The 26,187-nt window shown below is 65.4% G+C and carries 25 protein-coding genes; 10 read left to right on the top strand and 15 right to left on the bottom strand.

What is annotated here, in order from left to right; genetic code table 11:
• Positions 1–30 precede the first annotated feature (30 nt).
• The 3 genes from ACE5CZ_RS01860 to dut are packed head-to-tail and all read right to left on the bottom strand — an operon-like array spanning position 31 to position 1,909.
• Positions 31–756: a DUF3159 domain-containing protein gene (locus ACE5CZ_RS01860; RefSeq protein WP_374945660.1), complete on the bottom strand. Its 726-nt coding sequence runs from the start codon at positions 754–756 to the stop codon at positions 31–33.
• A complete protein-coding gene (locus ACE5CZ_RS01855) occupies positions 756–1,424 on the bottom strand; it encodes a DUF3710 domain-containing protein (protein WP_374945659.1) in 669 nt (222 codons plus the stop codon). The genes ACE5CZ_RS01860 and ACE5CZ_RS01855 overlap by 1 nt, the downstream gene beginning before the upstream one ends.
• Positions 1,421–1,909 (bottom strand): dUTP diphosphatase, encoded by a 489-nt coding sequence (gene dut / locus ACE5CZ_RS01850; RefSeq protein WP_374945658.1) that lies wholly within the window; start codon positions 1,907–1,909, stop codon positions 1,421–1,423. Before dut ends, ACE5CZ_RS01855 begins: the two co-directional genes overlap by 4 nt.
• Before the next feature lie 40 nt (positions 1,910–1,949).
• Between dut and ACE5CZ_RS01845 the strand changes: the two genes are divergently transcribed.
• Positions 1,950–2,381 carry a DUF3093 domain-containing protein gene (locus ACE5CZ_RS01845; RefSeq protein WP_374945657.1) on the top strand — a complete coding sequence of 144 codons (432 nt, stop codon included), beginning with the start codon at positions 1,950–1,952 and terminating at the stop codon, positions 2,379–2,381.
• Positions 2,382–2,410: 29 nt separating this feature from the next.
• Here ACE5CZ_RS01845 and ACE5CZ_RS01840 read toward each other — a convergent pair whose 3' ends face one another.
• Positions 2,411–2,704, bottom strand: a complete 294-nt coding sequence (locus tag ACE5CZ_RS01840) for a DUF4193 domain-containing protein (RefSeq protein ID WP_055928962.1) — start codon at positions 2,702–2,704, stop codon at positions 2,411–2,413.
• 162 nt (positions 2,705–2,866) lie between these two features.
• On the opposite strand from ACE5CZ_RS01840, the gene sepH reads away from it, so the two are divergent.
• On the top strand, positions 2,867–4,066 hold the full coding sequence (gene sepH / locus ACE5CZ_RS01835) for a septation protein SepH (protein WP_374945656.1): 1,200 nt from the start codon (positions 2,867–2,869) through the stop codon (positions 4,064–4,066).
• Positions 4,067–4,084: 18 nt separating this feature from the next.
• Here sepH and ACE5CZ_RS01830 read toward each other — a convergent pair whose 3' ends face one another.
• Positions 4,085–5,230 (bottom strand): alkaline phosphatase family protein, encoded by a 1,146-nt coding sequence (locus tag ACE5CZ_RS01830; protein ID WP_374945655.1) that lies wholly within the window; start codon positions 5,228–5,230, stop codon positions 4,085–4,087.
• A gap of 114 nt (positions 5,231–5,344) precedes the next feature.
• On the opposite strand from ACE5CZ_RS01830, the gene ACE5CZ_RS01825 reads away from it, so the two are divergent.
• Complete coding sequence (locus tag ACE5CZ_RS01825; RefSeq protein WP_374945654.1) at positions 5,345–7,870, top strand: DNA topoisomerase (ATP-hydrolyzing) subunit A; 2,526 nt, start codon at positions 5,345–5,347, stop codon at positions 7,868–7,870.
• Between the two features lie 38 nt (positions 7,871–7,908).
• On the opposite strand, the gene ACE5CZ_RS01820 is transcribed toward ACE5CZ_RS01825, so the two are convergent.
• A complete protein-coding gene (locus ACE5CZ_RS01820; protein WP_374945653.1) occupies positions 7,909–8,136 on the bottom strand; it encodes a hypothetical protein in 228 nt (75 codons plus the stop codon).
• 207 nt (positions 8,137–8,343) lie between these two features.
• Between ACE5CZ_RS01820 and ACE5CZ_RS01815 the strand changes: the two genes are divergently transcribed.
• Positions 8,344–10,428 carry a type IIA DNA topoisomerase subunit B gene (locus tag ACE5CZ_RS01815; RefSeq protein WP_374945652.1) on the top strand — a complete coding sequence of 695 codons (2,085 nt, stop codon included), beginning with the start codon at positions 8,344–8,346 and terminating at the stop codon, positions 10,426–10,428.
• Between the two features lie 41 nt (positions 10,429–10,469).
• On the opposite strand, the gene alr is transcribed toward ACE5CZ_RS01815, so the two are convergent.
• The 7 genes from alr to ACE5CZ_RS01780 all read right to left on the bottom strand — a co-directional run bounded on the left by alr (position 10,470) and on the right by ACE5CZ_RS01780 (position 18,170).
• Positions 10,470–11,543 carry an alanine racemase gene (gene alr / locus ACE5CZ_RS01810; protein ID WP_374945651.1) on the bottom strand — a complete coding sequence of 358 codons (1,074 nt, stop codon included), beginning with the start codon at positions 11,541–11,543 and terminating at the stop codon, positions 10,470–10,472.
• On the bottom strand, positions 11,540–12,286 hold the full coding sequence (locus ACE5CZ_RS01805) for an alanine racemase (RefSeq protein ID WP_374945650.1): 747 nt from the start codon (positions 12,284–12,286) through the stop codon (positions 11,540–11,542). Before ACE5CZ_RS01805 ends, alr begins: the two co-directional genes overlap by 4 nt.
• An 8-nt stretch (positions 12,287–12,294) precedes the next feature.
• Positions 12,295–13,044, bottom strand: coding sequence for a hypothetical protein (locus tag ACE5CZ_RS01800; protein WP_374945649.1), 750 nt, complete (start codon positions 13,042–13,044; stop codon positions 12,295–12,297).
• The gene (locus ACE5CZ_RS01795; protein WP_374945648.1) at positions 13,041–14,321 is read right to left on the bottom strand and encodes a MurT ligase domain-containing protein; all 1,281 of its coding nucleotides are present in this window, start codon (positions 14,319–14,321) and stop codon (positions 13,041–13,043) included. The genes ACE5CZ_RS01800 and ACE5CZ_RS01795 overlap by 4 nt, the downstream gene beginning before the upstream one ends.
• A gap of 7 nt (positions 14,322–14,328) precedes the next feature.
• Positions 14,329–15,681 carry an RNA polymerase sigma factor gene (locus ACE5CZ_RS01790; protein WP_374945647.1) on the bottom strand — a complete coding sequence of 451 codons (1,353 nt, stop codon included), beginning with the start codon at positions 15,679–15,681 and terminating at the stop codon, positions 14,329–14,331.
• Between the two features lie 200 nt (positions 15,682–15,881).
• A complete protein-coding gene (locus tag ACE5CZ_RS01785) occupies positions 15,882–17,198 on the bottom strand; it encodes a nitrate/nitrite transporter (RefSeq protein WP_374945646.1) in 1,317 nt (438 codons plus the stop codon).
• A 36-nt stretch (positions 17,199–17,234) separates the two neighbouring features.
• Positions 17,235–18,170 carry a proteasome assembly chaperone family protein gene (locus ACE5CZ_RS01780; protein ID WP_374945645.1) on the bottom strand — a complete coding sequence of 312 codons (936 nt, stop codon included), beginning with the start codon at positions 18,168–18,170 and terminating at the stop codon, positions 17,235–17,237.
• Positions 18,171–18,254: 84 nt separating this feature from the next.
• On the opposite strand from ACE5CZ_RS01780, the gene ACE5CZ_RS01775 reads away from it, so the two are divergent.
• The 3 genes from ACE5CZ_RS01775 to sucB all read left to right on the top strand — a co-directional run bounded on the left by ACE5CZ_RS01775 (position 18,255) and on the right by sucB (position 22,807).
• Positions 18,255–19,769, top strand: a complete 1,515-nt coding sequence (locus ACE5CZ_RS01775; protein WP_374945644.1) for a leucyl aminopeptidase — start codon at positions 18,255–18,257, stop codon at positions 19,767–19,769.
• A 106-nt stretch (positions 19,770–19,875) separates the two neighbouring features.
• Positions 19,876–21,249 (top strand): dihydrolipoyl dehydrogenase, encoded by a 1,374-nt coding sequence (gene lpdA, locus ACE5CZ_RS01770; RefSeq protein WP_374945643.1) that lies wholly within the window; start codon positions 19,876–19,878, stop codon positions 21,247–21,249.
• Between the two features lie 73 nt (positions 21,250–21,322).
• Positions 21,323–22,807 carry a 2-oxoglutarate dehydrogenase, E2 component, dihydrolipoamide succinyltransferase gene (gene sucB, locus ACE5CZ_RS01765; RefSeq protein ID WP_374945642.1) on the top strand — a complete coding sequence of 495 codons (1,485 nt, stop codon included), beginning with the start codon at positions 21,323–21,325 and terminating at the stop codon, positions 22,805–22,807.
• On the opposite strand, the gene ACE5CZ_RS01760 is transcribed toward sucB, so the two are convergent.
• On the bottom strand, positions 22,801–24,213 hold the full coding sequence (locus tag ACE5CZ_RS01760) for a protein kinase (RefSeq protein WP_374945641.1): 1,413 nt from the start codon (positions 24,211–24,213) through the stop codon (positions 22,801–22,803). The two genes, sucB and ACE5CZ_RS01760, sit on opposite strands and share 7 nt — an antisense overlap.
• Here ACE5CZ_RS01760 and ACE5CZ_RS01755 point away from each other — a divergent pair.
• Both ACE5CZ_RS01755 and ACE5CZ_RS01750 read left to right on the top strand, forming a co-directional pair.
• Positions 24,212–24,367 carry a hypothetical protein gene (locus tag ACE5CZ_RS01755; protein WP_374945640.1) on the top strand — a complete coding sequence of 52 codons (156 nt, stop codon included), beginning with the start codon at positions 24,212–24,214 and terminating at the stop codon, positions 24,365–24,367. The genes ACE5CZ_RS01760 and ACE5CZ_RS01755 overlap by 2 nt on opposite strands.
• 217 nt (positions 24,368–24,584) lie before the next feature.
• A complete protein-coding gene (locus ACE5CZ_RS01750) occupies positions 24,585–25,304 on the top strand; it encodes a DUF4191 domain-containing protein (RefSeq protein ID WP_374945639.1) in 720 nt (239 codons plus the stop codon).
• A gap of 23 nt (positions 25,305–25,327) precedes the next feature.
• Here ACE5CZ_RS01750 and ACE5CZ_RS01745 read toward each other — a convergent pair whose 3' ends face one another.
• Positions 25,328–25,756, bottom strand: coding sequence for an RDD family protein (locus tag ACE5CZ_RS01745; protein WP_374945638.1), 429 nt, complete (start codon positions 25,754–25,756; stop codon positions 25,328–25,330).
• An 11-nt stretch (positions 25,757–25,767) separates the two neighbouring features.
• Here ACE5CZ_RS01745 and ACE5CZ_RS01740 point away from each other — a divergent pair.
• Positions 25,768–26,187: glutamine synthetase (locus tag ACE5CZ_RS01740; RefSeq protein ID WP_374945637.1), on the top strand; the 420-nt coding region annotated here is incomplete at its 3' end.

Below are 26,187 nucleotides of genomic sequence, written 5' to 3'. Positions count from 1 at the left end.
AGTACCACTCGACGGATGCCCCGGCGGAGGTCAGGGTCGCGTGTCGACCGATGACTTGGTGTGGCCGAACGCCGCGCGAACGAGAAGCCAGGTCACCCACAGCATCGCGGCGTACAGGGGAACGCCCAGGATCAGTTTCATGGACGCCAGAGCGGCTGCCTCGCTCGCCAGGTACAGGGGCACTTCGACGCCCGACCGCAGGGCGAAGAGCCCGACCCAGCACCACGTGGCCACGACGACGACTCGATACTTGGCCCGATCCGACCGCCATCCGGTCGCATCGCCCGTGAGCAGTCCGACGATGACGCCGATGAGGGGCCAGCGGGCGATGACCGACGCCAACAGCACCACCAGGCTGACCGCATTGATGATGAGGCCGGGAAGGAAGTTGTCTTCCGCGCGCCCGGTGAACAAGGCGAGCGCCGCAGACACGGCGACGCCCAGGAGGCCTGCGATGGCCGGCATGATCGGACTTCGGGTGATCGCGCGCACGACGATGAAGCCCACGGCAACGACGACCGGCGCCACGACGCTCGGGGTGAGGTCGCTGGTGACCGTGTAGATGACGAGGAAGGCGATTCCGGGAAGAAGTGACTCGACGAGTCCGCGTACCCCGCCGATGGCGCGCACGAGCGATGCCGCGGTGGGAGTCTCGCCCGGCGTCACCTGGCCGATTCCCGCCCGCCGGGCCGCATCCGCGAATGTCTGCGAGAGGCTGGGGGCCGGGGCCTCGTCGCCGGGCAGCGGATCGGTCATCAGGCGCTCGTCGTGGGAGACGCGGTCGCTGCGGTCTTCGGCATGCTCAGAGGAATCAGGTCACGGGGCGGCATGGGCTGCGTTCCGCGCACGACGACGACGCTGCGGAACAACTCTTCGATCGCGAGTTCGGCCGTGGGATTGGTCAGGGCTTCGCCTGCGATCACGCCTCGGAGGAACCATCGAGGCCCATCGACTCCCACGAAGCGGGCAAGACGCGATGAGGACGCATCGGCGGACGTGCCGGCGGCCACGGGCACCTCTCCCACGAGTTCTGGCCCGAACACACCGTCGCGAGCGGTGCTCGTGCCACCCTGCTTGGTGATCTGGTCTTCGATCTGCGCTCGGATCTCGTGCCAGAGTCCGGTAGAACGAGGTGCGGCGAAGGCCTGTACCTGAAGCGTGGAGCCGGCGAAATCGAGGCCGACCGCGACGACGCGGTTGGTGCCCTCTTCGACCTCGAGTCGAAGATGAAGGCCTTCGCGGGGAAGGATCTTGAGGCCACCGAGGTCGACATAGGGTCGGGCGGGGTTCGCCTCGTCGGCGTCGAACGGTCCGTCTTCTGCGCGATTCGCCGGAGCCGACTTGGAATCCAGCGGCAGATCGTCGTCGAACCCATCCGTCGACTCATCGCTCGATTCGGCGTTCGGCTTGTGCAGATCGCTCATGCGTTCTCTCCTTGTGGTTCGAGGCGTGCGGGCCCATCGTCGGCGAGTGACGACGCGTAGCCGGTCGAACCGAACCCTCCCGCCCCCCTGTCGCTCCCGGGAAGGGTGGCGACGGGAATGAAGACGGCTCGGGTGACCGGCATGACGATGAGCTGGGCGATTCGATCGCCGACGCCGATATCGTACGACACGGTGCTGTCCGTATTCAGGAGGGCGACCTTGACCTCCCCCCGATAGCCCGCATCCACCGTGCCCGGGGAGTTCACGATCGTGATCCCGTGCTTGGCGGCGAGTCCGCTGCGTGGAACGACGAACGCCGCGAAGCCGTCGGGGAGGGCGATCCGCACGCCCGTGCCGACGAGTCGACGCTCTCCGGGAGCGAGCGTGAGGGCCTCCGTCGACGTGAGATCCGCGCCTGCGTCGCCGGGGTGCGAATACCGGGGGACGTCGGCGGCCTGGATGAGTACTTCGACTGACTGGGTCACGAAGTCGAGGGTAGTGCAGTTTTTCTGGTCGAATAGAAGCATGTCTTCGTATCGAGAGCGGCTCTGGCCCTCAATCTGGATCTACCTGGCCACCGCACTCGTCATCCCGGCCAGCATCCTCGTGCTCGCGCCGGTGAACCTGATCGCGGGCGTCATTGCGGCCGCCGTCCTCTTCGGAGGGCTGGCCGGGATCTTCGTCGTGCTCGCACCGGTCATCGAGGTGAAGAACGGCACGCTGACCGCGGGCAGGGCCCGTATCCCGGTCGACCTGCTCGGCCCCGCTTCCACCTACAGGGGGGAAGCGGCAACGTTGCAGCGCGGCCAACGCCTCGATGCGCGCGCCTGGCTCTGCCTGCGCGGATGGGTGGATCCGGTCGTAAAAATACCCCTCGAGGATCCGGACGACCCGACGCCGTATTGGCTCGTGTCGTCCCGGAATCCCGAGGGGCTGAGGGCCGCCCTGTCGCACTAGGTGTCAGCGGCCGTGCGCGGTGCTCTGCCTCAGGCGGCGCACTCCACGCAGATCGGGCCGAGCTTCTCCTCGTGGTCGATCTGCGAGCGGTGCTTCACGAGGAAGCAGTTGACGCAGGTGAACTCGTCGGCCTGGGGCGGCAGGACGACGACGTCGAGATCGAGGTCGGAGAGGTCGGCGCCCGGCAGCTCGAAGCCGCCGGGATTGTCGGCGTCGTCAACATCTACGACGCCAGACATCTTGTCTGGAACGCGCTCTTTGAGCGCTTCAATCGACTCCGAATCGTCGTCGTTCTTGCGCGGAGCGTCGTAATCAGTTGCCATGCCCATCCACTTCTGAGGAGATTGATAAAACCAAATCGGCGGCGTTAGTTTGCACGAAAGCCACCGGAATAGCAATTCGGATTGAGAGCCCGTATCGCACAACGAGGCCATCAACTTGCGGCACGCCCAATACATTCCCGGTATTCGGCTCTTGGGCGTGGCATGGTCGTAGCAACAGTGACCGCTGGAGGCCTCTTCACCATGCAGGAATTGACAGTAATCGGCGTCGAAGACGGCGCCCTCCTCGTTGCATCCGACGCCGGCGAGCGATATCGCATCGCCATCGACGACGTGCTTCAGAGCCGAATCAGGCAGACGTTGACGCCGTCGTCGACGGGCAAGCGCATTTCGCCTCGTGAGATCCAGGGGCATATCCGCTCCGGTCTGTCGGCCGAGGAGGTGGGCCGCCTCACCGGCGCAGACCTCGACTACGTCGAGCGATTCGAGGGTCCCGTGCTGGCGGAACGCGCATATGTCGTCAACTCCGCACTCAAAGTCGCCGTACAGGTCGACTCCGCCCTCGATCCGCTGGGCGAAGAACCGACATCGACATTCGGCGAGGCCATCCAGGAGCGCCTCGAGGCACTCGGCGCCTCCGACGAGCGATGGGCAAGCTGGAAAGACGAATCGGGTTGGATCGTGAAGCTGTCGTTCGCCGCGAACGAGATCGATCACGACGCCCGCTGGCAATACGACCCCAAGCGGCACGCTCTTGCCCCGCTGAACACCGAGGCCGTCACCCTGTCGCAGAACGGCGAGATCACCGAGGGCCTCATTCCCAGGCTTCGTGCGGTCTCATCTCACACCGCCGACGCGTCTGACGTCATCCTGTCGGCGACCCCGGTCGCCACGAACGACACCGCGCCCAACCCCGAGGTGATCCCCTACGGTCGCAGTACGCCGTCGGCCGAGTCGTCGGCGGCTGCGACCTCGGCCGCCATCTCGCGGGCAGAGGAACGACCGACAGAGAACCTGAATCAGACGGCCGATCTCCTCGAGGCTCTGCGCCGTCGACGGGGAGAACGCGAAGCCGCCGTCTTCGTCGATGACTTCGACGACAGCGGATCGGCATCCAGCAGCACTGCTGGCTCCAGCACACCCGAGGCGCCGACCCGCGACCCAGAGGCACGACCCACGCTCACGTCGTCGATCTGGGCCTCCGCCGCCCGCAGCGACGCGACCCGCACCGACACAACCCGCACCGACGCAACCCGCAGCGACGCGACCCTAGACGGTATAGACACGCCAGGATCGGCCGCGCCTGCGCCGTCACAGCCCAAGCCTCCACGACGCAGCCGTGCCGCCATGCCCAGCTGGGATGAGATCGTCTTCGGGGCGCGAACCGACGACGACCTCGCGTGACCCCTCAGGCCGAGCAGATCAGCGTGCGAACGCGCCGAACCTGAGCAGGGGCACGACCAGTTCATCCGAGCTCCACGATCCATGCTGCCCGACCATCCTGCGCGCGGGGTCGTTGATCTTGCGGGCGTCGTAGTAGACGATGTTCTTCGCTGCGGCAACGATGATGTCGCCGATGCGAGGCCTGACGTCGTCGTCGACGAGACCGAACCAGCCCGCGTCGATGGCCTCGTCGCGGGTGAGCACCCACGCTCGGTCACCCTCTGTCCGGCGCCAGGCATCCAGGACCGCCCGACGGGCGTCGTCTGTGAGGCCGGCATCGAGATGCAGCTGCACGCATCGGGGCTCGCCGGCGACATGGGTCACGCCGGCCATCTGCGACGGGTCGTCGCCGAAGAGCACCTGGGATGTCTGGGGCACGTCGAGCACGCCGTGGTCGGCTGTGAGCAGCACACCCTCGTCAGTGCGAACAGTTCGCACGAACGACTGCACTGCCGAGTCGAGTTCTTCGAGCAGGTGAGTCCACCGGTCCGACTGCCATCCCTCGGCGTGTGCGGTCATGTCGAGTTCGGGTACGTAGACGTACGAGAGAGAGCGGGCGTGGGCGTCGAGCACCGAGCGGGCGGCGTCGAATCTCTCTGCGATCGAATCGGCGGGCACGTAGCGCGCTCCGCGCAGAACCGCCTCGGTGAAGCCCGAGGATTCATAGCGTCGAGGCCCGATGACCGCGGCGTGTATTCCGAATTCGCCGGCGCGCTCGAACATTGTGGAGCGCCTCTGCCAGACGGCCGGCTGCATGTCGGACGCCCATCCGGTGAGTTGGTTGGCCACCCTGTTCGAGGCCGGAACGAGAGCCGAATACCCCACAAGGCCATGCTCTCCCGGTGACGCCCCGGTTGTGAGCGACGCGAGCGCCGTCGCGGTCGTCGTCGGGAACCCGCTGACGAGAGTCGCCTTCTTCGAGAATCTCGACGCGAGGAAGCGGGCATGCCCGGTGCGCTGGCGCAGGGCGGATGCACCGAGTCCATCGACGAGAATGACGACGGTCTTCGAGACGGCCGGGAGCCCGAGCCTGTTCTTCTCGCCCTGGACCGCCGCGAGGCAACTGGGCAACACGTCTTTCAGGCTGGGCTCGCCTTCTCGGGTCGCCGGTAGCATAGGGGGCATCGGGCCAAGTCTGGCACACGTGGCTGCAGGACGAGTCGTCCCGATTCCGAACCGAACGTGTGCCGATCTCGCATCGGTACGCCGCCTTTCTTCGACGAAAGCCCCCATTCAGGTATGACCCCCCAGATCCCAGACGTATCCCCCGAGACGCCCGAGAAGATCCTCGATGTCGACGTCTCCACCGAGATGCAGGACTCGTTCCTCGAGTACGCCTATTCGGTGATCTACTCGAGGGCACTGCCCGACGCCCGCGACGGTCTCAAGCCCGTTCAGCGTCGCATCCTCTACCAGATGAGCGACATGGGCCTTCGTCCAGACCGGGGACACGTGAAGAGTGCCCGGGTCGTGGGCGAGGTCATGGGCAAGTTGCATCCACACGGCGACACGGCCATCTACGACGCCCTGGTGCGCATGGCCCAGTCGTGGACCCTGCGGGTTCCCCTGATCGACGGACACGGGAATTTCGGTTCACCCGATGACGGCCCGGCGGCACCCCGGTACACCGAGGCCCGTCTTGCGGCAGCGGCCCTCGCCATGACTGACGGCCTCGACGAAGACGTCGTGGACTTCGTGCCGAACTACGACAACCAACTCACCCAGCCCGATGTGCTGCCGGCAGCGTTTCCGAACCTGCTCGTCAACGGAGCCGCGGGCATCGCGGTCGGCATGGCGACGAACATGGCGCCGCACAATCTCGTGGAGGTCATCGCGGGCGCCCGATACCTGATCGGCAACCCGGATGCATCGATTGACGACTTGATGTCCTTCATCCCCGGTCCGGATCTGCCCGGAGGCGGAACGATCGTGGGCCTGGCCGGAATCCGCGATGCCTACACGACCGGACGAGGGAGCTTCAAGACGCGCGCCCGCGTCAGCATCGAGAATCTCACGGCACGCAAAGTCGGGATCGTCGTGACCGAGCTGCCCTATCTCGTAGGCACCGAGAAGGTGATCTCGAAGATCAAAGACGGAGTCACCAGCAAGAAGCTGGCCGGCATTTCAGACGTCACCGACCTGACCGATCGCACCCACGGCCTGCGGCTGGTCATCGGCATCAAGACCGGGTTCAGCCCCGACGCCGTTCTCGAACAGCTCTACCGCTACACACCGCTCGAGGAGTCGTTCAACATCAACAATGTCGCCCTCGTGCGCGGCGAGCCGCAGACCTTGGGGCTACGAGACCTTCTGCAGGTGTACATCGACCACCGCATCGAGGTGGTCACACGGCGCACTCGTTTCCGCCTCGCCCGCAGAACCGAACGGCTGCACCTGGTCGAGGGTCTCCTCATCGCCATCCTCGACATCGACGAGGTCATCCAGGTGATTCGCGCGAGCGATGACACCGAGGCGGCTCGTGTTCGGCTGATCGACGTGTTCGAGCTGAGCGTGCTGCAGGCCGACTACATCCTCGAGCTCCGTCTTCGGCGCCTCACCAAATTCTCCCGCATCGAGCTCGAGGCCGAGAGGGATTCGCTGCGCCGGGAGATCGAGCAGCTCACCGCCCTGCTCGGCTCGCCCGCCCTCATCCGCAAGACCGTCTCGGCTGAACTGGATGGCGTCGCCGACACGCTCGGCACGCCGCGACGCACCCTGCTCACCGAGGCGAAGCCCGGCGACGCTCCCTCCTCGCGCCGTGCGCAGCCCGTGATACTCGAGCTGGCCGACACCGCCTGCGCGATCGTGCTCAGCACGACGGGCAGGGCCATCCGAATCGACTATCCCGACGGTGTGGATGCCGCGCCGTTACCCGGGTCGACGACCCGACGCGCGAGTCACGATGCCGTGCTCTCACTGGTGACCACGACGAGCCGCAGCGAGGTCGGCGCCGTCACCACGCTCGGACGGCTTATTCGCATGCCCGTTCTCGATCTGCCCGTCGTGCCGGTCAACTCCGTGCAACTGGCCGCCGGCGTACGCATCGCCGAATACCTGGGGCTCGACACGAAGAAGGAACGCGTCGTCGGCATAGTGTCACTCGACTCGGCACAGTCGATCGCGTTGGGCACCTCGAGCGGCGTCGTGAAGCGGCTGATCGCGCAGGACTACGCGAACAAGCCCGACTTCGAGATCATCGCACTCAAGCAGGGCGACTCAGTCGTCGGTGTCGCGCAGCCCGGCGAAGCGAGCGAGCTCGTCTTCGTCGCGTCCGACGCCCAGTTGCTTCGTTTCTCGGTGAGTTCCGTTCGGCCTCAGGGTCGTACCGCCGGGGGCATGGCAGGAATCAAGCTTTCGCCTGGCGCTCGCTGCATCTTCTTCGGAGCCGTGTCGCCTTCCGACGATGCCATCGTGACGACCGTCGCCGGCAGCACATCCGTTCTTCCCGGAACCGACCCGGGCAGCGCCAAGGTGTCCGACCTCTCGGAGTTTCCCGCCAAGGGCCGCGCGACCGGTGGCGTCCGCGCCCAGCGGTTCCTGAAGGGCGAAGACATCATGCTGCATGCCTGGGTGGGCCCGCAGCCGCCGCTGGCCGTCTCGGCAGACGGCGCGGTGCGCGGGCTGCCAGAGGGCGGATCCCGTCGCGATGCTTCCGGCGTGCCGCTCGAGGCCATCATCGGATCCATCGGCTCCACGATCGGTTCAATCATGCCTCACACAGAAGGAGACATGCCTCAGGCAGAAGAAGAGGCCGCTCCCCGGTAGGGAACGGCCTCTGTGCGCGTGGGCGTCAGCTTCGGCGACTACTTCTCGAGCAGCCTGGCCGACTCGTCGAGCCAACTCTTCGCGAGCGGCGAAAGCTTGTCGTGGAATTTCTTGCCGTGGTGCGAGCAGAAGAAGAGCTCGCTGCCGGACTCCATCTCGACCCGAACGTAGGCCTGCGCGCCGCAGCTGTCACAGCGGTCTGCGCCGGTCAATTGGTAGGTGGTCTCGTCTGTGATGGTGCCGTTCTCCGTTGCTGTTGTGTGCATGTGATGCTCCTCACGCCTCGATGCTCGACAACCGTTCTCCTCATCAAATCATGTGTCTGTTTCGGGGGTGCCGGTTTTGCGGGTGTTTCGCTCTGCGCGTACGCCTAATAGTCGCTTTCGTGTCGAAGACCTGGCACGCCGCTGCGGTAACTACAGTTGAACGTCGGGCCCCGATCCGATCGGCCCCACGCTTATTTGGGAGAACACGTGGCATCGGCCGACTATTCCGCACGGCACCTGTCCGTACTAGAGGGCCTCGAGGCTGTGCGCAAGCGCCCGGGCATGTACATCGGTTCCACCGATTCACGCGGGCTCATGCACTGTGTCTGGGAGATCATCGACAACTCCGTCGACGAAGCCCTGGGCGGCCACGGTTCCGAGATCGAGATTCAGCTTCACGCCGACTCAAGCGTCGAGGTGCGCGACCGGGCACGCGGCATCCCCGTCGACATCGAGCCGAAGACGGGCCTGTCGGGCGTCGAGGTCGTTTTCACCAAACTGCATGCCGGCGGAAAGTTCGGGTCGGGATCGTATGCGGCGTCCGGTGGCCTGCACGGCGTGGGCGCGTCTGTCGTGAATGCCCTGTCTGAGCGCCTCGATGTCGAGGTCGACCGCGACGGCAAGACCTACGCCATGTCTTTTCACCGGGGTGAGCCGGGCGTCTTCGATGATTCCGGTTCGACGCCCACTCCGGATGCGCCGTTCACCCCGTTCGAGAACGGCAGCGAACTGCGCATCGTCGGCAAGGTCAGGCGAGGGGTGACCGGAACCCGCATCCGCTACTGGGCCGACCGTCAGATCTTCAGCTCGACGGCGCGTTTCCAGACTGAGGAACTCTTCGATCGAGCGCGCCAAACAGCGTTTCTCGTTCCCGGACTCTCCCTCGGCATCACAGACGAGCGCGGCGACGAACCCCGACGCGACGCATTCCGTTTCGATGGCGGCATCGCCGAGTTCGTCGAACACCTCGCAACGGATTCGGGTGTGACCGAGACCTGGCGGCTGCAGGGAACCGGGTCGTTCACCGAGACCGTGCCCGTGCTCTCTCCGCAAGGCGCGATGGTACCCACAGAGCTCAGCAGGGAATGCGAGGTCGACCTGGCCCTGCGCTGGGGAACCGGCTACGAAACGACGTTCCGCAGTTTCGTGAACATCATCTCGACCCCCAAAGGTGGCACCCACCAGGCTGGCTTCGAAACGGGCCTGCTCAAGTTTCTACGCCAGAGCGTCGAGGCCAACGCCCGCCGACTCAAAGCGGGCACCGACAAGCTCGAGAAAGACGACGTGCTGGCCGGATTGACGGCCGTGCTCACCGTTCGGTTGCCCGAACCACAGTTCGAGGGACAGACGAAAGAGATTCTCGGAACTCCGGCCGTGCGAAACATCGTCTCTCAGGTCGTCGCCAAGGGTCTGAAAGAGCGGTTCGAGTCGACGAAGCGCGACGATAAGGCGCAGACCGCGCTCGTGCTCGACAAGGTCGTCGCCGAGATGAAGTCGCGCATCTCGGCGCGGGCACACAAAGAGACCCAGCGCCGAAAGAACGCGCTCGAGTCGTCGTCACTGCCCGCAAAGCTGGTGGATTGCCGATCCAACGATGTCGCTTTGAGCGAGCTGATGATCGTCGAGGGAGACTCGGCCCTCGGAACGGCGAAGCTGGCGCGCAACAGCGAGTTCCAGGCGCTTCTGCCCATTCGAGGCAAGATCTTGAACGTGCAGAAGGCCTCGGTCTCCGACATGCTCGGCAATGCCGAGTGCGCCTCGATAATTCAGGTCATCGGCGCAGGCTCGGGTCGTTCCTTCGACCTGGCGACCGCCCGCTACGGCAAGATAATCCTGATGAGCGACGCCGATGTCGACGGCGCCCACATCCGCACCTTGCTTCTCACCCTGTTCTTTCGCTACATGAGGCCGCTCGTCGAAGACGGCCGGGTCTACGCGGCCGTTCCGCCTTTGCATCGGGTCGTCGTGATGAACCCGGGCACGAAACCCAACGAGACGATCTACACCTACTCCGAAGCCGAACTGCACACGCTGCTGTCACGACTCGACAAGGCAAAGAAGCGCTATCAGGACCCGATCCAACGCTACAAGGGCCTGGGCGAGATGGATGCCGACCAGCTGGCGACCACCACGATGGACAAGCGGCATCGCACGCTGCGCAGGGTCGGCGTGAGTGATGCCGAGCGGGCGGAACGGACATTCGATCTGCTGATGGGAGACGACGTCGCTCCGCGTAAGGAGTTCATCATCGCGGGATCCGAGGGCATGTCTCGAGAGCGCATAGACACCTGATGCCGCAGCTCGAGTGCTCGGGCGAAGACGATCGTCGCCGATCAGGCCATGCGCCGGGGAATGCGCGGGCTGAGGCGAACGACGAGCTCCTCTGACATGGTCGACGTGGCGTCGCCCCATTCCTGCAGGGTCGGCTCGCCCGCGCCGCCGTCTCCCCAGAGCGTCACGAGATCTCCCACGGCAACATCGTCTGTCGGCTCCAGGTCGATCCATGCGCGGTCGACTTCGAGAGGCGCGATCAGCGGCAGGCGTCGGCCGTGGATCGCCACCCCGATGCGCCCGGGGGCACGAGTCGAGATGCCGTCGGCGTAGCCGAGGTCGATGGAGGCCCGGCGGCGGCCATCCGATCGCCCCTCGATGGCCGTGACACGCGAGCGCAACGTCATCACCTGTCGCAGTCCCATGGTCTGTGCGCTCGGCCCGCCACCGGGCGGCAGGCCGTACACGAAAGCCCCGAAGCGCACGAGATCGAAGCGGGCGTCGCAGCGTGAGAAGGCCGCCGCGCTGGCCGCGAGATGACGAATGGGCGCCTCGACGCCGAGTTCGCGCGCACGCGTGACGGCACTTTCGAAGCGGGCGATGGAGGTCGAGTCCTCGGCGTCATCTGCTTCGGCGATGTGCGTCCACACGGCCGCCACCTCGACGACGCCCTGCTTCTCGAGTTGCACGGCGCGAGCCACGAGCCTCGGCCAGTCTTCGACCGTCGCGCCGTTGCGATGCAGCCCCGTGTCGATTTTGAGATGGATTCGTGCTGCGACGCCGCTGCGGGACGACGCGATGGCGTCGAGCTGCTCGATCGTCGAGATGCCGAGGTCGATGGCCGACGAGATGGCCGGCTCGAGGTCGTCGAAAGGATCGAGCAGCCAGGCGAAGATTCGTGTCGGTGGCGAGATCCCTGCCCCTCGAAGCGCGAGCGCCGTCGGCAGGTCGAGAGCGCCGATCCAGGTGACGCCGGCGGCGAGCGACGAGCGGACCACGTCGACGAGTCCGTGCCCGTAGGCGTCGTTCTTGACGACGACCATCACCTCGGACGGGGCGACCAACGCCGTCAGCACGGCGACGTTGTGCTGCAGGGCGCTCAGATCGACCACGATCTCGCTTGCGTCGCGGGTCATCGATAGCTCCGAACGATCCTGTCGCCGAGTGACGCCGTGACCTCGGCCGCGGTCTTGCCCAGCGTTGCCGCCCAGGAGACGGGCGACGGAAACCCCTGGCTCTCGTCGCCGAACAGCACGACCTCGTCGCCGGGCGAAACGACGCTGTCGCCCACGTCGAGCATGAAGACGTCCATCGCCACGCGTCCCGCGATGGGATGGCTGGAGCCCGCGAACCATGCGCGTCCTCCCTCGCAGGCGTGCCTGTCTACGCCGTCGCTATACCCGAGGCAGACCATGGCCAGCGTCGTCGCCCGCAACGTGCGGTATACGTAGCCGTAGGAGACACCCTCGTCGGCACCCACCTTCTTGGTCGAGAAGACGCGAGCCGAGAGGGTGAGCGCTGGCAGCAGTCCTTGAGCGCGGGGATCAGGAACGGCCGGGGAATCGAGGCCGAACAGCTCTGGCCCGAGAACGGTCGATTTGTCGTGAGAGAGCTGGGCGCCCAGGACGGCGGGCGTCGCCACGCCGCCCTCTCGGAGCGCCCGCGCGCTCGCTTCGTCGGAAACAAGGAACGCGTCGACTTGTTCACGCTCGAATGCGCTCGCTATGGCGAGGGCACCGTGTCCGTAGGCGTCTCCCCTCAGATCCACCACACGCGGCGACGCCGAGTTCGCGTCGAAGAGGATGCGCGCATTGCCCCGCAGAACGTCGAGGCTGATGACAGCCCGGCGTGGAGGCGACGAGCGGATCGCGGCGGACATCGTGATCATCAGATCGTGGTGAAGACGCTCTTGACGTTCGCAACGATGACTTCTCTGGATTTTGCGGCAAGACGATCGAGCTCGGCGTGGGCTGCGGACGGCGCGTAGGCCACGTCTCGGCGCTCGAGGGCCGCTCGGATCACGGCATCGGTGAGCGATGGGTTCAGCGGGAGGACGGGCCCCTTCGTCTGGGTTGCGATGGATGCGCCCGACAAGACGCCCTCTCGGCCGTTGCCGTTTCCTCCTCCGCTCGTGACGACACCGAGGGGAACCGCGCCGGAGTCGAGATTCCATTCCGACGCATTGTCTTCGAACCCGACGATCGTGCCCTGGGCGGCCTCCACGACGATGTAGCCGACCTGGCGCGGCACGCCTCGGCGGGCGTTGAAGGGAAAAATGCCCAGTCCGCTCAGGATGCTCCCATCGGTGAGCGTGATGCCGCCTCCGAGAAGCTCCGCTCCTGCGCCGACGGCGAAGAACGGTACTCCGTCGTCTGCAAGGGTTCGCAGGCCCGAGGCATTCTCGAGGAGGTCGGAGTGCACCGCGCGAACCGCGGAGACGGGGCCGTTGCCGATCACGACGATGTCGGCATCGTTCGGAACTCTCTGCCCGATCGAGTGCTGCGTCACCGTGACGAGGTGGCCTGCTCGCTCAAGCCTGGCCGTGAGGGCGGTGACGTTGCCGCGTTCGCCGCTGGCCTCGAGCTCGTCGGGGTACAGCTCGAGGATCGAGACCGGAATTGCGGATGACGAACTCAAAACGAGACCTCCATGTCGCCGTAGCCGATGATCTTTCTGGCGAGCATCATCTGCTCGTAATTGACCACCCAGGTCTTGTGGCCCCTCTTCGGCGAGGGCAGGGCACGCATCAACTCGATCGCCTTTTTGAGATCGGGCTCGATCGTGCCCACCGGGATGCCCTCGTGTTCGAGTCGAAGCGCGAACTGCCAGGCTTTGGCGCCCGTCAGAACGTCGACGTGATCGAGCTGGGCGAAGTCGATGTCGTACAGCCAGGAGACGTCTGGGGTTCCTTCGTCGATGGCGATCATCACCTGCTCCGGCGCCTCCGGGAGTGCGTCGAGATTCAGCTGCAGGCTCGCGGCGTTCTTGAACATCACGAACTCGACCTTCTCGTCGCCGAAGTCGAGCAGCTCGCCGCGCCCGTACGCCGGGGTCATGGCCGAGAATGCGGCAGACGCTCGAGTCAGATCGAAATGCACCCCGAGCACGCGTGCCGCCGTCGCAAGGGCCGCGGCGGCGTCGACGCCGTAGTGCAGGCCCTTGGCGGGCAGAGCAATTTCGACCAGTTCACCGTCGACGCGGATGCGCGCTCCCGCGCTGTCCCACGATTCGAGCTCAGCGAGCGCGTCGATCGACGACGTCGATGCCTTCTCGCGGTGATTTGCCGCGTTGAAGAGACCGTGCGCGGAGCTCGCCACGAGCTTCGGCGACGCACCGAAATATGTGACGTCGGGAACGCGGGCGCCCTGTTCGTCGAGGATCTCGCCGATCTTCGACAGGTACGCGTCGTCGCGGTTGCTGATCACGTGCCGAGTGGCGACAGCCGCCGTGTCGAGCATCATGTCGGCGACGACCTCGGTCTCGAAGAACCGGTAGAGCTGGTCGACCTGCACGTTGAGCATGAGGATCGTCGACGGAAGCAGTGTCTTCGAGAGCTCGAGGGCGAAGGCCTCATCGACCTCGAGGATGCCGATGTCGGCCTTCAGCTTTCCGGTCACCCGCACCTCCGACAGGAGGGCGGAAGAGATTCCCTGCGGAAGATTCGCCCCTGACGGGTTGGTGAAGACGGTCAACCCGTGCCCGCGGAGAACCTCGGTGAGCATGTGGGTCGTCGTCGACTTTCCATTCGAACCGAGCACGAAGACGATTCCGTACTCGAACTGTGCGACGACATTCTTGATGAAGCCCGGTGCCATCTTGTTGACGATGTAGCCGGGCAGCGCCGAACCGCCGCCGCGCGCCCGGGTGACCGCCCGAACCGCACGACCGACGAGGACGGGCGCGATATAGCGCATCCGCGGCCTACTCGAGGTAGTCGCGCAGTGACTGCGACCGTGACGGATGACGAAGCTTCGCCATGGTCTTGGATTCGATCTGGCGGATTCGCTCACGGGTGACACCGAACGTGTCACCGATCTGGTCGAGCGTCTTCGGCATGCCGTCGCCGAGTCCGAAGCGCATGCGGATGACGCCCGCCTCACGCTCGGACAGGGAGTCGAGGAGCGACTCGAGCTGCTTCTGCAACATCGTGAAGCCCACGGCGTCGGCGGGAACCACGGCCTCGGTGTCTTCGATGAGGTCACCGAACTCGCTGTCGCCGTCTTCGCCCAGCGGCGTGTGCAGCGAGATGGGCTCCCGGCCGTATTTCTGCACCTCGACGACCTTCTCGGGTGTCATGTCGAGTTCGCGCGAGAGTTCTTCGGGCGTGGGTTCGCGTCCGAGATCTTGCAGCATCTGGCGCTGCACACGAGCGAGCTTGTTGATGACCTCGACCATGTGAACAGGGATGCGGATGGTGCGGGCCTGGTCGGCCATGGCGCGCGTGATCGCCTGTCGGATCCACCAGGTGGCATAGGTCGAGAACTTGAACCCCTTGGTGTAGTCGAACTTCTCGACCGCTCGAATCAGGCCCAGGTTGCCCTCCTGGATCAGGTCGAGGAACTGCATTCCGCGACCCGTGTACCTTTTGGCGAGACTGACGACCAGACGCAGGTTCGCGCCGAGCAGGTGACTCTTGGCGCGGGCGCCGTCGCGGGCGACCCACTGGAGTTCGCGACCGAAGGCGGACTTCTTCTCGGCCTCGCTCATGGTCGACATGGTGTCTTCGGCGAATAGCCCAGCCTCGATACGCATGGCCAGTTCGACCTCTTCGGCCGCGTTCAGCAGAGCGACCTTGCCGATCTGCTTCAGGTAGTCCTTGACCGGGTCGGCCGTGGCACCCGTGATCGCGGTCGAATAGACCGGAACGTCGTTGTCGTCGTCGGCGTCCGAAATGACCAGCGCGCCGGCGGGGAGAACGATCTCGGCCGCAGCCTTGGGGGCGCTGTCGTCGGACTCGTCGTCGGTCGTGGTCTCGTCATCGTCGACGACGACCTCCACGACGACCGCGGCGTCGTCATCCGTGCCAGGGCCGTCGGCGTCGGCGGCAGCCTTGGCCTTCTTGGCAGCGGCAGCGGTCTTCGCGGCGGCGGCCTTCGTGGGTGCCTTTGCCGCTGCGGGCGTCTTGGCTGCTGGCGCGTGAGCGTCGGGTGCGGCCTTCGCTGCCGCGGCTTTCGCGGCTCTCGTTGCGGCTGCCTTCGTCACCGGCTTGGTCGCGACTGCGACAGCCTCGTCGGTGGTGGGTTCGAGTGTTGTGGTTGATTTGCGGGTGGCCATACGATCACCTTTCACGCCGGTCTCACCGGGTGGATTCGACTTTCACAAGCCGATGCCGATTGGAGGCTGGAGTTGTTTTCTGACATTACTAAGACCCATGTCAAGTGCGGGTTTTCGTCGCGGCCGATTGCTCGGACACCCTGCACAAGAACGGGTCTTGATTTTCAATTATTGCATGGAATGCGGAATCGCCCTGACGTCTACCGGCGGCCGGCCTTCCACTTGCCTACCAGTGCAACCCATAAGGGGGCCACCGATATTCCCTCATCCTCCTGAAGTCGTCGACGGGTATGCCGACGAGCGCGAAGGAGAAACACGACTCCGGCGCCGATCACGAGGTACTGAACCGCGAAGGCCAGCCTGAAAGCATCCATGGAGTAGAGCGTCGTCGTGAGGCCTGCATCGAATTGCACATCGAGAATGAACCCGATGAGAAAGATCATGACGAAACTCGCCATGAATCCACCGACATTGACGACACCGTTGGCCGAGCCCAGTGACCGGGCGGGGTTGAACGACCGGGCGAAGTCGAAGCCGATGAGCGATCCGGGGCCGCCGACTCCCAGGGTCACGGTGAGGATTCCGATCAGCCAGACCGGAGGAACGCCGGGCCAGAGAAGAACGCTCGCCCACACGAGTGCGAGTGAGGCGGTGATACCGAGCACGAGATTCGAACGTCGGAAGGGGAACCGTGCGCTCAGGATCCCGAGGACCGGTCCGGCGACCATGCCCGAGACCACGATGACGACCAGAAAGGTGGAGGCGGTGCCGCGGTCGAGTCCCACGGCGGACACGAGGAAAGGGAATCCCCAGAAGATGGTGAAGGCCGTTCCCGAGGACTGACTCACGAAGTGCGACCAGAACCCCAGTTGCGTTCCCGGCCTGCGCAACGTGGGGGCGAGCATCCGGATCGCCTCGCGCATGCCCCCGACCCGGCCCTCGTCGAGAGCATCCGCGGGGCGGTTCCTGAGGAAGGCGACCGACAGGACGAGGGCACAGAAGGACACGGCCGCAGCCACGGAGAACGCGGTCGACCAGCCGAAGCCATGAAGAACCCAGGCGAACGGAAGTGCGGAGAGCACTTGACCGAGCTGTCCGATATTGCCGACCCACTGGCTGAGTTGAGGCACGAGAGCGCCCGCGAACCACGAGGTGACGAGGCGGATGACCGATATGAACACGGCCGCGTCTCCCGCGCCGACGAAGACCCGCCCGATTACGGCCGTGGGGATGTCGGGCGCAAGCGACAGAACGAGTTGCCCCGCGACCATCAGCGCACAGCCGACCGAGATCAACCATTTCGGACCCACCCGGTCGATGAGGATGCCGACCGGAATCTGCAGGCCTGCGTAGACGACCAGCTGGACGACGGCCAGCGTCGACAGCAGTGCCGCAGACGAGTCGAAGCGCTGCGCCGCATCGACACCGGCGACCCCGAGCGTCGTGCGCTGCATGACGGCGGTCATGTAGGCGAAGACTCCGACGCTGAAAACGAGCCAGGCGCCTCGAGAGTTCACGCGTGCCATGCTACGGCGCTCGTGTCGAAGCCGAGGTCAGAGACCGAGGGAGGGCCCTGGGTCGTCGTCGCCTGAACGGCGGATGGCGAGGAATTTCTCGAGCTCTTCGGCGATCTCGTCGGCCGACGGCAGTTCGCCGTCTTCGTCGGTGAGCGGGGATTTGAGCGGTGTGCCCTGCATGTAGGCGTCGTGACGTTCCTCGAGCGTACCCACGAGCTTCTCGAGGTCGACGTTCGTGCCGACCTGCTCGTCGATCTTCGACAGAAAGACCCGGCCTTCTTCTCGGAGCCTGTCGGTGGGAAAGATCAGGCCAGTGGCTGCGCTGATGCTCTCGAGACTGGCGAGCGCGGCGAGCGGATACTCCGTATCGGCGAGGTAATGGGGAACGAGCAGCGCGAATCCCGCGACGGGATGAGCGAGTTCTTGAAGTCGGAACTCGACGAGATGCATCGCGTTGGCGGGCACCTGGGTGTGCGGCTTCCAGACGGACAGCGCGTCGATGAGTTCGACTCGGTTGCCGCTCACAGTCACCCGGATCGGCCGGGTGTGCGGAACCGGCATGGGAATGGCGTGCAACGCCGTCGTGGTCTTGACCTTGAGCAGGCCGATGAGCTCGATCACCGACCGGGTGAACGCTTCCCACCGGAAGTCGGGCTCGAATCCGTTGAGGAAGAAGAACGGCTGGTTGAGCTCGTCTTGCACGAGGTAGAGCCGGAGGGCGGGAGGCTGGTAGTCGCTCAGGTGATCCTGGTCGAAGTAGATGACGGGCCGCCTGGCCCGATAGTCGAGGAGAGTATCGGTGTCGAACTCGACGATGACGCGGTTGCTGAGGTTGTCGAGGATGTAGTCGCCCACCTGTGAGATCGCGCCGCCCGCGTCGGTGAAGCCGGTGAGCGCCATCACCAGGTCGAGTCCGTCAGGGATGTTGCCGAGCTCGCCGGTGATCTCATAGAGCTCGCTCGAATCCGTCATGGATTCAACTCTAATCGCGGCTGCTGTCAGCACCCGCCCGCCGCGGCATGCCGAGAGCGAACATCCGCGGCCTAGGGTTGAATCATGACTCTCGCCTCTCTTGCCATCTCTTCGTCGGACGTCGGCGATGTCGTCGCCGATGTCCTCGTGCTCGGAGTGATCCGCACCGATGACGGCCCGGCCCTGGTCGGCGACGCGGTGGCCCTGCTCGGCACAGACCCGGCCTTCGCCGACCTCGCGATACTCGGGATCACGGGCTCCAAAGACGACCTCGTGCGCGTACCGGCACCCGTGGGGATCGCGGCACGGTCCCTTGCGCTCGTCGGGCTTCCCTCTGCCACGCCGGGTGCCGATGACCTGCGGTATGCGACGGGTTCCGTGGCCCGACGGATGCTCGGGGTCGAGTCGATCGCGATGTCGCTGCCGATCGCAGACGAGTCGCAGGCGCGCGCCGCGCTCGAGGGATGCCTGCTGGGGGCTTACGAATACACCGAGTATCGCAGCGACACCGGTTCAGCGCGCTCTCACCCGGCGCAATTCTTCACGCTGGTCACCGCGACCGCCGTCGGCGGAGCGGCGATCGAGTACGCCACAGAGGTGGGGCGCGCAATCCACCTCGTTCGCGACCTCGTGAACGAGTCGCCGCTGGATCTCTATCCCGAGTCGTTTGCCACGCGGGCATCCGAACTCGCCGACCTGCCCGGGGTCGAGGTCACTATCTGGGATGAGGCGCGCCTGGCCGACGACGGTTTCGGAGGCATTTTGGGTGTCGGTCAGGGATCGAGCCGGCCCCCTCGCCTCGTCAAGGTCAGCTACTCCCCCGGCGACGATGCGGCGAGGCATCTCGCCCTCGTCGGAAAGGGCATCACGTTCGATTCGGGCGGACTCTCGCTCAAGCCGGCAGCGTCGATGATCGGAATGAAGTACGACATGGCCGGAGCGGCCACCGTGCTGTCCGTCGTGCTTGCCGCCGCCAGGCTGCGCCTCCCGACGAAAGTGACTGCCTGGCTCTGCCTCGCAGAGAACCTGCCATCGGCCACGGCGATCCGCCCCGGCGACGTCCTCCGCATCCGGGGCGGCAAGACCGTCGAGGTGCTGAACACCGATGCGGAAGGGCGCCTCGTTCTCGCCGACGGTCTCGTCGCAGCCAGCGAGGAGTTTCCCGATGCCATCATCGACGTCGCGACCCTGACGGGTGCGGCCAGCGTCGCCCTCGGCAATCGCTATGTGGGAACGTTGGGCAGCTCCCCGCTCGTCGCGGAGGTCCTCGAGTCGGCGTCGGCGGCGGGCGAGCTCTTCTGGCATATGCCCCTCGGGGAGGAGTTCCGGAACATGCTCAACTCGGACATCGCGGACATCGCCAACATCAAGCCCGGCAACACTGCGGGCGGCATGCTCATCGCGGCGGTCTTCCTGAGCGAGTTCGTCGGCAATTCCGCCGACGGGTCGACCCGCATTCCCTGGGTTCACCTCGATATCGCCGGGGCGGGCACCAACAAGGACTCCCTCTATGGCTACACCGGAAAGGGCCCGACCGGCGTGACCGTTCGCACCCTGCTCGCCCTCGCCTCCGCGGCGGCTCCCGTGCGGCCCGAGTGACCCGGCCGTAGTAGGCTCGACAAGGCGAAAACACGTCGCCGAAGCCCGTTCCGCCCATCCTGTGGAGTGCGGGCAACGATGCAGTTTTACGAGGGAGTTACCGCGGGTGTCTGAACAGAAATTCGATCTGGTCGTCCTCGGTGGTGGAAGCGGCGGCTACGCGGCCGCACTCCGCGCAAGCCTTCTCGGCCTCACTGTGGGACTGATCGAAAAAGACAAGCTCGGCGGAACTTGCCTGCATCGGGGCTGCATCCCGACGAAGGCCCTTCTTCACTCCGCAGAAGTAGCCGATGTGGCTCGCGGTTCGGCGAAATACGGCATCTCGACCACGTTCGACCGGGTCGACATGGCCGGGGTCACCGCTTACCGCGAGAGCATCGTGTCGAGCAAGTTCAAGGGCCTCGAGGGGCTCATCGCGGCACGCAAGATCACGGTGATCCGTGGCGAAGGGCGCCTCGTCACCCCCACCCAGGTGCGGGTGGGCGACGACCTGATCACCGGCACGAACGTCGTGCTCGCCACAGGCTCCTATTCGCGTTCGCTCCCCGGTCTCGAGATCGGCGGTCGTGTCATCACCAGCGAGCAGGCATTGGAGCTCGATTTCGTTCCACGGAAGGTGGCCATCCTCGGCGGCGGCGTCATCGGTGTGGAGTTCGCCAGCGTCTGGAAGTCGTTCGGTGCAGACGTGACGATCATCGAAGCGCTGCCTCACCTGGTGCCGAACGAAGAGGAGTCGATCAGCAAGCAGTTCGAGCGGGCATTCCGCAAGCGGGGCATCGAGTTCACCCTGGGCACGCGCTTTCAGTCTGTCGAGCAGAATGACGAGGGTGTCGTCGTGATGCTCGAAGACGGCCGGCGCATCGAGGCCGAACTCCTTCTGGTCGCCGTGGGTCGTGGCCCGTCGACGCACGATCTCGGATTCGAGGAGGTCGGTGTCGAGCTCGACCGCGGTTTCGTCGTGACAACTGAACGACTCGAGACGAATGTGCCCGGCCTCTACGCTGTCGGCGACATCGTTTTCGGCCTGCAATTGGCGCACCGCGGATTCCAGCACGGCATCTTCGTCGCGGAGGAGATCGCGGGCCTGTCGCCGCAGGTCGTCGACGACGTCAACATCCCCAAGGTCACCTACTCAGACCCGGAGGTCGCATCCGTCGGCCTGACCGAGGCGAAGGCGGTCGAGAAGCACGGCCCTGAACGCATCACGTCCTACGACTACAGCCTGGGTGGCAACGGAAAAAGCCACATCATCGGCACAACCGGCTCGGTCAAGGTCGTGCGCGTCGTCGATGGGCCCGTCGTCGGAATCCACATGATCGGGGCGCGCGTCGGCGAACTCATCGGCGAGGCGCAGCTCATCGTGAACTGGGAGGCCTATCCCGAAGACGTCGCGCAACTCGTGCACGCTCATCCCACCCAGAACGAGGCCCTCGGCGAGGCGCACCTCGCGCTGTCGGGCAAGCCCCTGCACGCGCTGTGACGACACCGCGCCGCGCACAGACCCAATACAAGTAAGCTAAAAACCACGATCGGTTTCTAAAGGAGACAAGCTAATGAGCGAATCCGTCAACCTTCCAGCACTCGGTGAGAGTGTCACAGAGGGAACGGTAACCCGCTGGCTCAAGAGTGTGGGAGACCGCGTCGAGGTCGACGAACCCCTGCTCGAAGTGTCAACGGACAAGGTGGACACCGAGATTCCGTCACCCGTCGCCGGTGTGATCGAGGAGATCCTGGTTCAGGAAGACGAGACCGTCGAGGTCGGCACGGCGCTCGTGCGCATCGGGGATGGCAGCTCTGCTGCGTCGTCCGATGCTCCTGCTGCGCCCGAGGCCGCGGAAGAGATCCCGGCCGAGGAACCGTCGACCGAGGCGGAGACCGAGGCCGATGCACCAGCCCCGGCGCCGGAGCCTGAAAAGACACCGGCCGAGGCCGCAGAGACATCCGAGCCGGAGCCCGCACCCGCAGCGGCACCCGAACCAGCGCCGGCACCGGCACCCGCGACGCAAGCACCGACACCCGAACCCGCGGCCGCGCCTGAACCGGCACCCGCGGCGACGCCAGCACCGACACCGGCACCTGCGGCCGCGCCCGAATCCAAATCGGATGACGCGTCTCGCGCCGCGAATGCCGGCTACGTGACCCCTCTCGTTCGCAAGCTCGCCGGCGACAACGGCATCGACCTGTCGACGCTCACCGGCAGCGGCGTCGGCGGACGAATTCGCAAAGAAGACGTTCTCGCCGCAGCCGAGGCAGCCAAGGCGCCCTCCGCGTCGGCATCAGCCGATGCCCCAGTCGCCGTCACAACCACCCTGCCCGTGTCCGACCTGCGCGGAACTACTCAGCCGATGTCGCGCCTGCGCAAGGTTGTCGCCCAGCGCGCGGTCGAGTCGATGCAGTCCACGGCCCAGTTGACCAGCGTGGTCGAGGTCGATGTGACCCGGGTCGCCGCCCTGCGCGACAAGGTCAAGGGTGCTTTCCAGGAGAAGACGGGCAACAAGCTCAGCTTCTTGCCATTCTTCGCGCTCGCTGCGACCGAAGCATTGAAGGCCTACCCGATCATCAACGCGACCGTCGACGGCGACAGCATCGTCTATCCCGACCACGAGAACGTGAGCATCGCGGTCGACACGGAGCGCGGTCTTCTGACGCCGGTCGTCAAGAACGCCGGAGAGCTCGACCTCGCCGGGTTCGCTCGCGAGATCGCCGACCTCGCGGCACGAACGCGCGACAACAAGCTCAAGCCCGACGAGTTGGCGGGCGGCACGTTCACGCTGACCAACACGGGATCCCGCGGGGCACTGTTCGACACGCCGGTGGTCTTCCTTCCGCAGGTTGCGATCCTCGGCACCGGCATTGTCTCCCGCAAACCGCTCGTCGTGAAAACCGGCGAGGGCGAGGCCATCGCCATTCGATCGACCGTTTATCTCGCGCTGAGCTACGACCACCGCATCGTCGACGGTGCCGATGCGGCCCGGTTCCTCGTCGCGGTGAAAAATCGTCTCGAGGAAGGTGCCTTCGAAGGCAACCTGGGCTACTGATCGCCGACGAACACATCACGCACTCGCCATCCGGCCTCGCCCTTCATCAGAAGGAACGAGGCCGGTTGGTCGTTTAGCCGGGCGGCGACCAGAGCCGAGCCGCCCCATACGCCAGTGACGACCGCGTCTGCCGCGCCGATCACGATCGGCGCATCGCCGGCCGGGAGCGAGTCGAGGTACTCGGTCTGAAAAACTGTCAGGCGGCATGCCTTTTCTTCTGTGCTCGCCGAACACCCCTCGCTCGTGCGAGAAAGAGCCTGAAGCGCGGCGGCGGGATCGTCGCCGAGCAGGCTCGGCTCCTCGCCGATCGGCGGGATGCGAGCAGGCTCGCCGGGGTGTACCTCGGAAGCGTGGGTGCCGGATGGCCGAACGTCGCCCGCACCGGCCTGAGCCCCGTCGCCCGACGACGGAAGCGCCAGAAGCAGCGCCGTGGTAGCCACGACGGCACAAGACACTCCCACTATCAGGGGTCGGCGGCCCCAGTGCCTCGGCGAACTCCGATGTGCCTTCGTACCCTCCGCAGAGGGCTGGTCGCGGTCTAGGCGTCGTTGCGAGGTCGACCGAACGGCCACGTCGACGACAGACGAAGCCAGCTCGAGGACTGCCGACGATGCTCCCAGGACTCGAAGCGCCGCGATGAGCCGATTCTCTGCCTCGGGTGGGGGCGCGACAGTCGTCGATGCGGCCCAGTCGTACTCGGTCGCTTGCGCTGAGACGACCGAGTGCTCCCGCGCCGGCAGAGGTTGATCGGGCGCCGGAAAATCCGCGCCAGACGATACCGCGTCGACGGCGACGACCTGTGGCCTGGCCAGAGCGAAGAGCGCTGTCTCGAGCCGGGGCAAGAATTCCCTGCTCGGTCCCGCTCCGATCTCGCTGGACAACGCAGAGATCTCGACACGATCCATCGCAAGCGGTGCGTCGGCGTCGACCCGGCTCAGCACCTCGCTCACGACGGCGAGCAGGTCTCGCTGATCATCGTGCACTGCGGCGCGCCATGCGGTCGCTCGCGTCGATGCCGGTGCCACGGCGTGAACGCGGCCCGGAACGGGCGACTCGGCTTCTTGTGCCGCTGACATCTCCCGAAGCATTCCGCGCCCGAACCCCGTGAGCGTCGGCGCGCCTCTCTGGTCGAAGACAATTCTGCGCAGGTGAATCGCACCGTGCGTGACGCCGGCATCATGAAGGGCCTGCACCGTTGCGCACAAAGGCGCGAGGATCGTGACGGCCTGTCCGGCATCTATCGAAGCGTGTTGGCCGAGATGGGTGGACAGCGCGGGTCCGGGCAGCCTCTCCAGCACGAGGCACGGGGGCTCACCCGCCTCGATGCTGGCCACGTCGATGAGCCGCACGATGTGGGGGGTGTCGATACTGCTCAACGCCGCCAATTCGATGTCGACACTCGACATGGGCGTCTCCGGATGGAACACCTTCACCAAGCGAGCACCGGAGTCGTTCTGTTCGCCCGGAGACGAGCGACGAGCCAGAAGAAGCGTCGCTCTCGTTCCCACCGCAAAGCGCCTCATCACCCGATGCCCGGCAACGTCGTCGAGCCTCGACTGATCCGGAGCCCTGCGTTCGGCCTCGTCATCCCTCGGCGGGGCGGACAAACTAGTGCGACGACGACTCATGCTTCGATGCTGTTCCACGAGAACCGCACACCCGGCGCGGCACCGAAATCTGTGCGGACGTGCGCCGACCGAGCCCGTGTGGAGGAGCAGCGGAGCCGCCGTGAGCGAACTGGTCGGCATGAAGGAATCCGACTCGGTATCCTAGACGCATGGCACGCAAGTCTGAGCAATCCACCCCGACGCCCCCCAAAGAACCGGGTCCCATCAAGCAGATGTGGCAGGTCTTCAGCATGACTCGCCGCTACGACAAGAATGTCGTCTGGATCATGGCCCTCGGGTTCCTGCTGCCGGTCGCAGCGGGCCTGATCGTGGCTCTTCTGCTGTCTGATGGCAACGGCTTCGCGATGGCCATGTGGATCGTCGCGGGCGTGTTGGCGGGCTTCCTCGTGGCCCTCATCATCCTCGGCCGTCGTGCAGAACGGGCAGCCTACGGGCAGATCGCCGGCCAGCCCGGGGCAGTGGGCGCCGTGCTCCGCTCGAGCCTCAAGCGCAGCTGGCGGGGCAGCGAGATGCCGGTCGCCGTGAACGGCAAGACGCAGGATGCCGTCTACCGCGCCGTCGGGCGCGGCGGCGTCGTTCTGATCAGTGAGGGTTCTAAGACCCGCACGACTCGTATGCTCGAAGAAGAGCGTCGCAAGGTTCTGCGAGTGCTTCCGAACGTGCCGGTGACGTTCCTCTACGTCGACTCTCGAGACCCCGAGGCGCTTCCCCTGCACAAGGTCGCGAGCCGGATGGCCAAGGTCAAGCCGGCCCTGAACAAGGCCGAGGTCATGGCCGTCAGCAATCGCCTCACGTCGCTCGGCTCAACGGGCATGCCCATTCCGAAGGGCGTGGATCCGTTCAAGGTACGTCCGCAACGCGGTCGCTGATGTGGGCGCGAGGAGAGTTTGCCTCAGCGCCGCATGACGAGCACGGTCCCGGCGAACACGTCGTGCAGGCCACGTTGATCTGAATCCCAGATCAGGGCCGGAATGAGCAGCAGCAGCAGACCTGTTCGAAGGGCTGGCCGCCACACGCCCGCGTAACCGCCGTCGACCTTGACGATGCGGATTCCGAGAACGAAGTGGCCCAGTCCGCTGCCGAGGGTCGAGAGCAATACGACCTGCTCGATGGCGAAGATGACGAGGCTGGCCCAGTCGTTGCCGAAGAAGAATGCGAAGTAGATCACGTAGCACGCCGCGAAATCGATCGCGATCGCCGCAAGCCGACGGCCGCTCCGGGCGACGGAACCCACGCCGGCTCTCGGGAAGCCCATGCGCTCCCCCGGCCAGTTGCTGGGCGGGGCTCCGTTGAGCGATGACGAGCTGGTGGAATCGGGCACCAGATGAGTTTATGGCCGCTACCGAAAGCGGAATGAGGGCAAGCCGTAACATGCTCGAAACATTTGTGTCACTGCTGGGTAATGGCTTCCCCGTAGGCTCGGGACGGCTGCGTTCGCAGCTGTTCCCCTGTACCAAGCCATTTGGAGTCTCTCACATGTTCAGTGATTCTTCCGAGGTGCTCAAGTTCATCAAGGACACGGACGTAAAGTTCCTTGATATTCGGTTCACCGACCTTCCCGGTGTCCAGCAGCACATCACAATTCCCGCATCAACGGTCGACGAGTCGTTCTTCACCGTCGGGCAGATGTTCGACGGTTCGTCGATTCGCGGTTTCGCGTCGATCCACGAGTCGGACATGCAGATCATCCCCGACGTGTCGACGGCCTACATCGATCCGTTCCGCGTCAACCGCACGCTGATCATGATCTTC

The sequence above is a fragment of the Agreia sp. genome, from assembly GCF_964263775.1.
Taxonomy (GTDB): Bacteria; Actinomycetota; Actinomycetes; order Actinomycetales; family Microbacteriaceae; genus Agreia.
This window is presented reverse-complemented; position numbering and strand designations above follow the sequence as displayed.

Coding starts and splice junctions, on each gene's coding strand:
- ACE5CZ_RS01795 (WP_374945648.1), bottom strand. CDS start 14,321: ATGCGCTATATCGCGCCCGTCCTCGTCGGTCGTGCGGTTCGGGCGGTC.
- sepH (WP_374945656.1), top strand. CDS start 2,867: ATGGTCGTAGCAACAGTGACCGCTGGAGGCCTCTTCACCATGCAGGAA.
- ACE5CZ_RS01845 (WP_374945657.1), top strand. CDS start 1,950: ATGTCTTCGTATCGAGAGCGGCTCTGGCCCTCAATCTGGATCTACCTG.
- ACE5CZ_RS01820 (WP_374945653.1), bottom strand. CDS start 8,136: ATGCACACAACAGCAACGGAGAACGGCACCATCACAGACGAGACCACC.
- alr (WP_374945651.1), bottom strand. CDS start 11,543: ATGACCCGCGACGCAAGCGAGATCGTGGTCGATCTGAGCGCCCTGCAG.
- ACE5CZ_RS01790 (WP_374945647.1), bottom strand. CDS start 15,681: ATGGCCACCCGCAAATCAACCACAACACTCGAACCCACCACCGACGAG.
- ACE5CZ_RS01755 (WP_374945640.1), top strand. CDS start 24,212: ATGGGCGTCTCCGGATGGAACACCTTCACCAAGCGAGCACCGGAGTCG.
- ACE5CZ_RS01760 (WP_374945641.1), bottom strand. CDS start 24,213: ATGTCGAGTGTCGACATCGAATTGGCGGCGTTGAGCAGTATCGACACC.
- ACE5CZ_RS01750 (WP_374945639.1), top strand. CDS start 24,585: ATGGCACGCAAGTCTGAGCAATCCACCCCGACGCCCCCCAAAGAACCG.
- ACE5CZ_RS01830 (WP_374945655.1), bottom strand. CDS start 5,230: ATGCCCCCTATGCTACCGGCGACCCGAGAAGGCGAGCCCAGCCTGAAA.
- ACE5CZ_RS01855 (WP_374945659.1), bottom strand. CDS start 1,424: ATGAGCGATCTGCACAAGCCGAACGCCGAATCGAGCGATGAGTCGACG.
- ACE5CZ_RS01780 (WP_374945645.1), bottom strand. CDS start 18,170: ATGACGGATTCGAGCGAGCTCTATGAGATCACCGGCGAGCTCGGCAAC.
- ACE5CZ_RS01840 (WP_055928962.1), bottom strand. CDS start 2,704: ATGGCAACTGATTACGACGCTCCGCGCAAGAACGACGACGATTCGGAG.
- sucB (WP_374945642.1), top strand. CDS start 21,323: ATGAGCGAATCCGTCAACCTTCCAGCACTCGGTGAGAGTGTCACAGAG.
- ACE5CZ_RS01860 (WP_374945660.1), bottom strand. CDS start 756: ATGACCGATCCGCTGCCCGGCGACGAGGCCCCGGCCCCCAGCCTCTCG.
- ACE5CZ_RS01825 (WP_374945654.1), top strand. CDS start 5,345: ATGACCCCCCAGATCCCAGACGTATCCCCCGAGACGCCCGAGAAGATC.
- ACE5CZ_RS01805 (WP_374945650.1), bottom strand. CDS start 12,286: ATGTCCGCCGCGATCCGCTCGTCGCCTCCACGCCGGGCTGTCATCAGC.
- ACE5CZ_RS01775 (WP_374945644.1), top strand. CDS start 18,255: ATGACTCTCGCCTCTCTTGCCATCTCTTCGTCGGACGTCGGCGATGTC.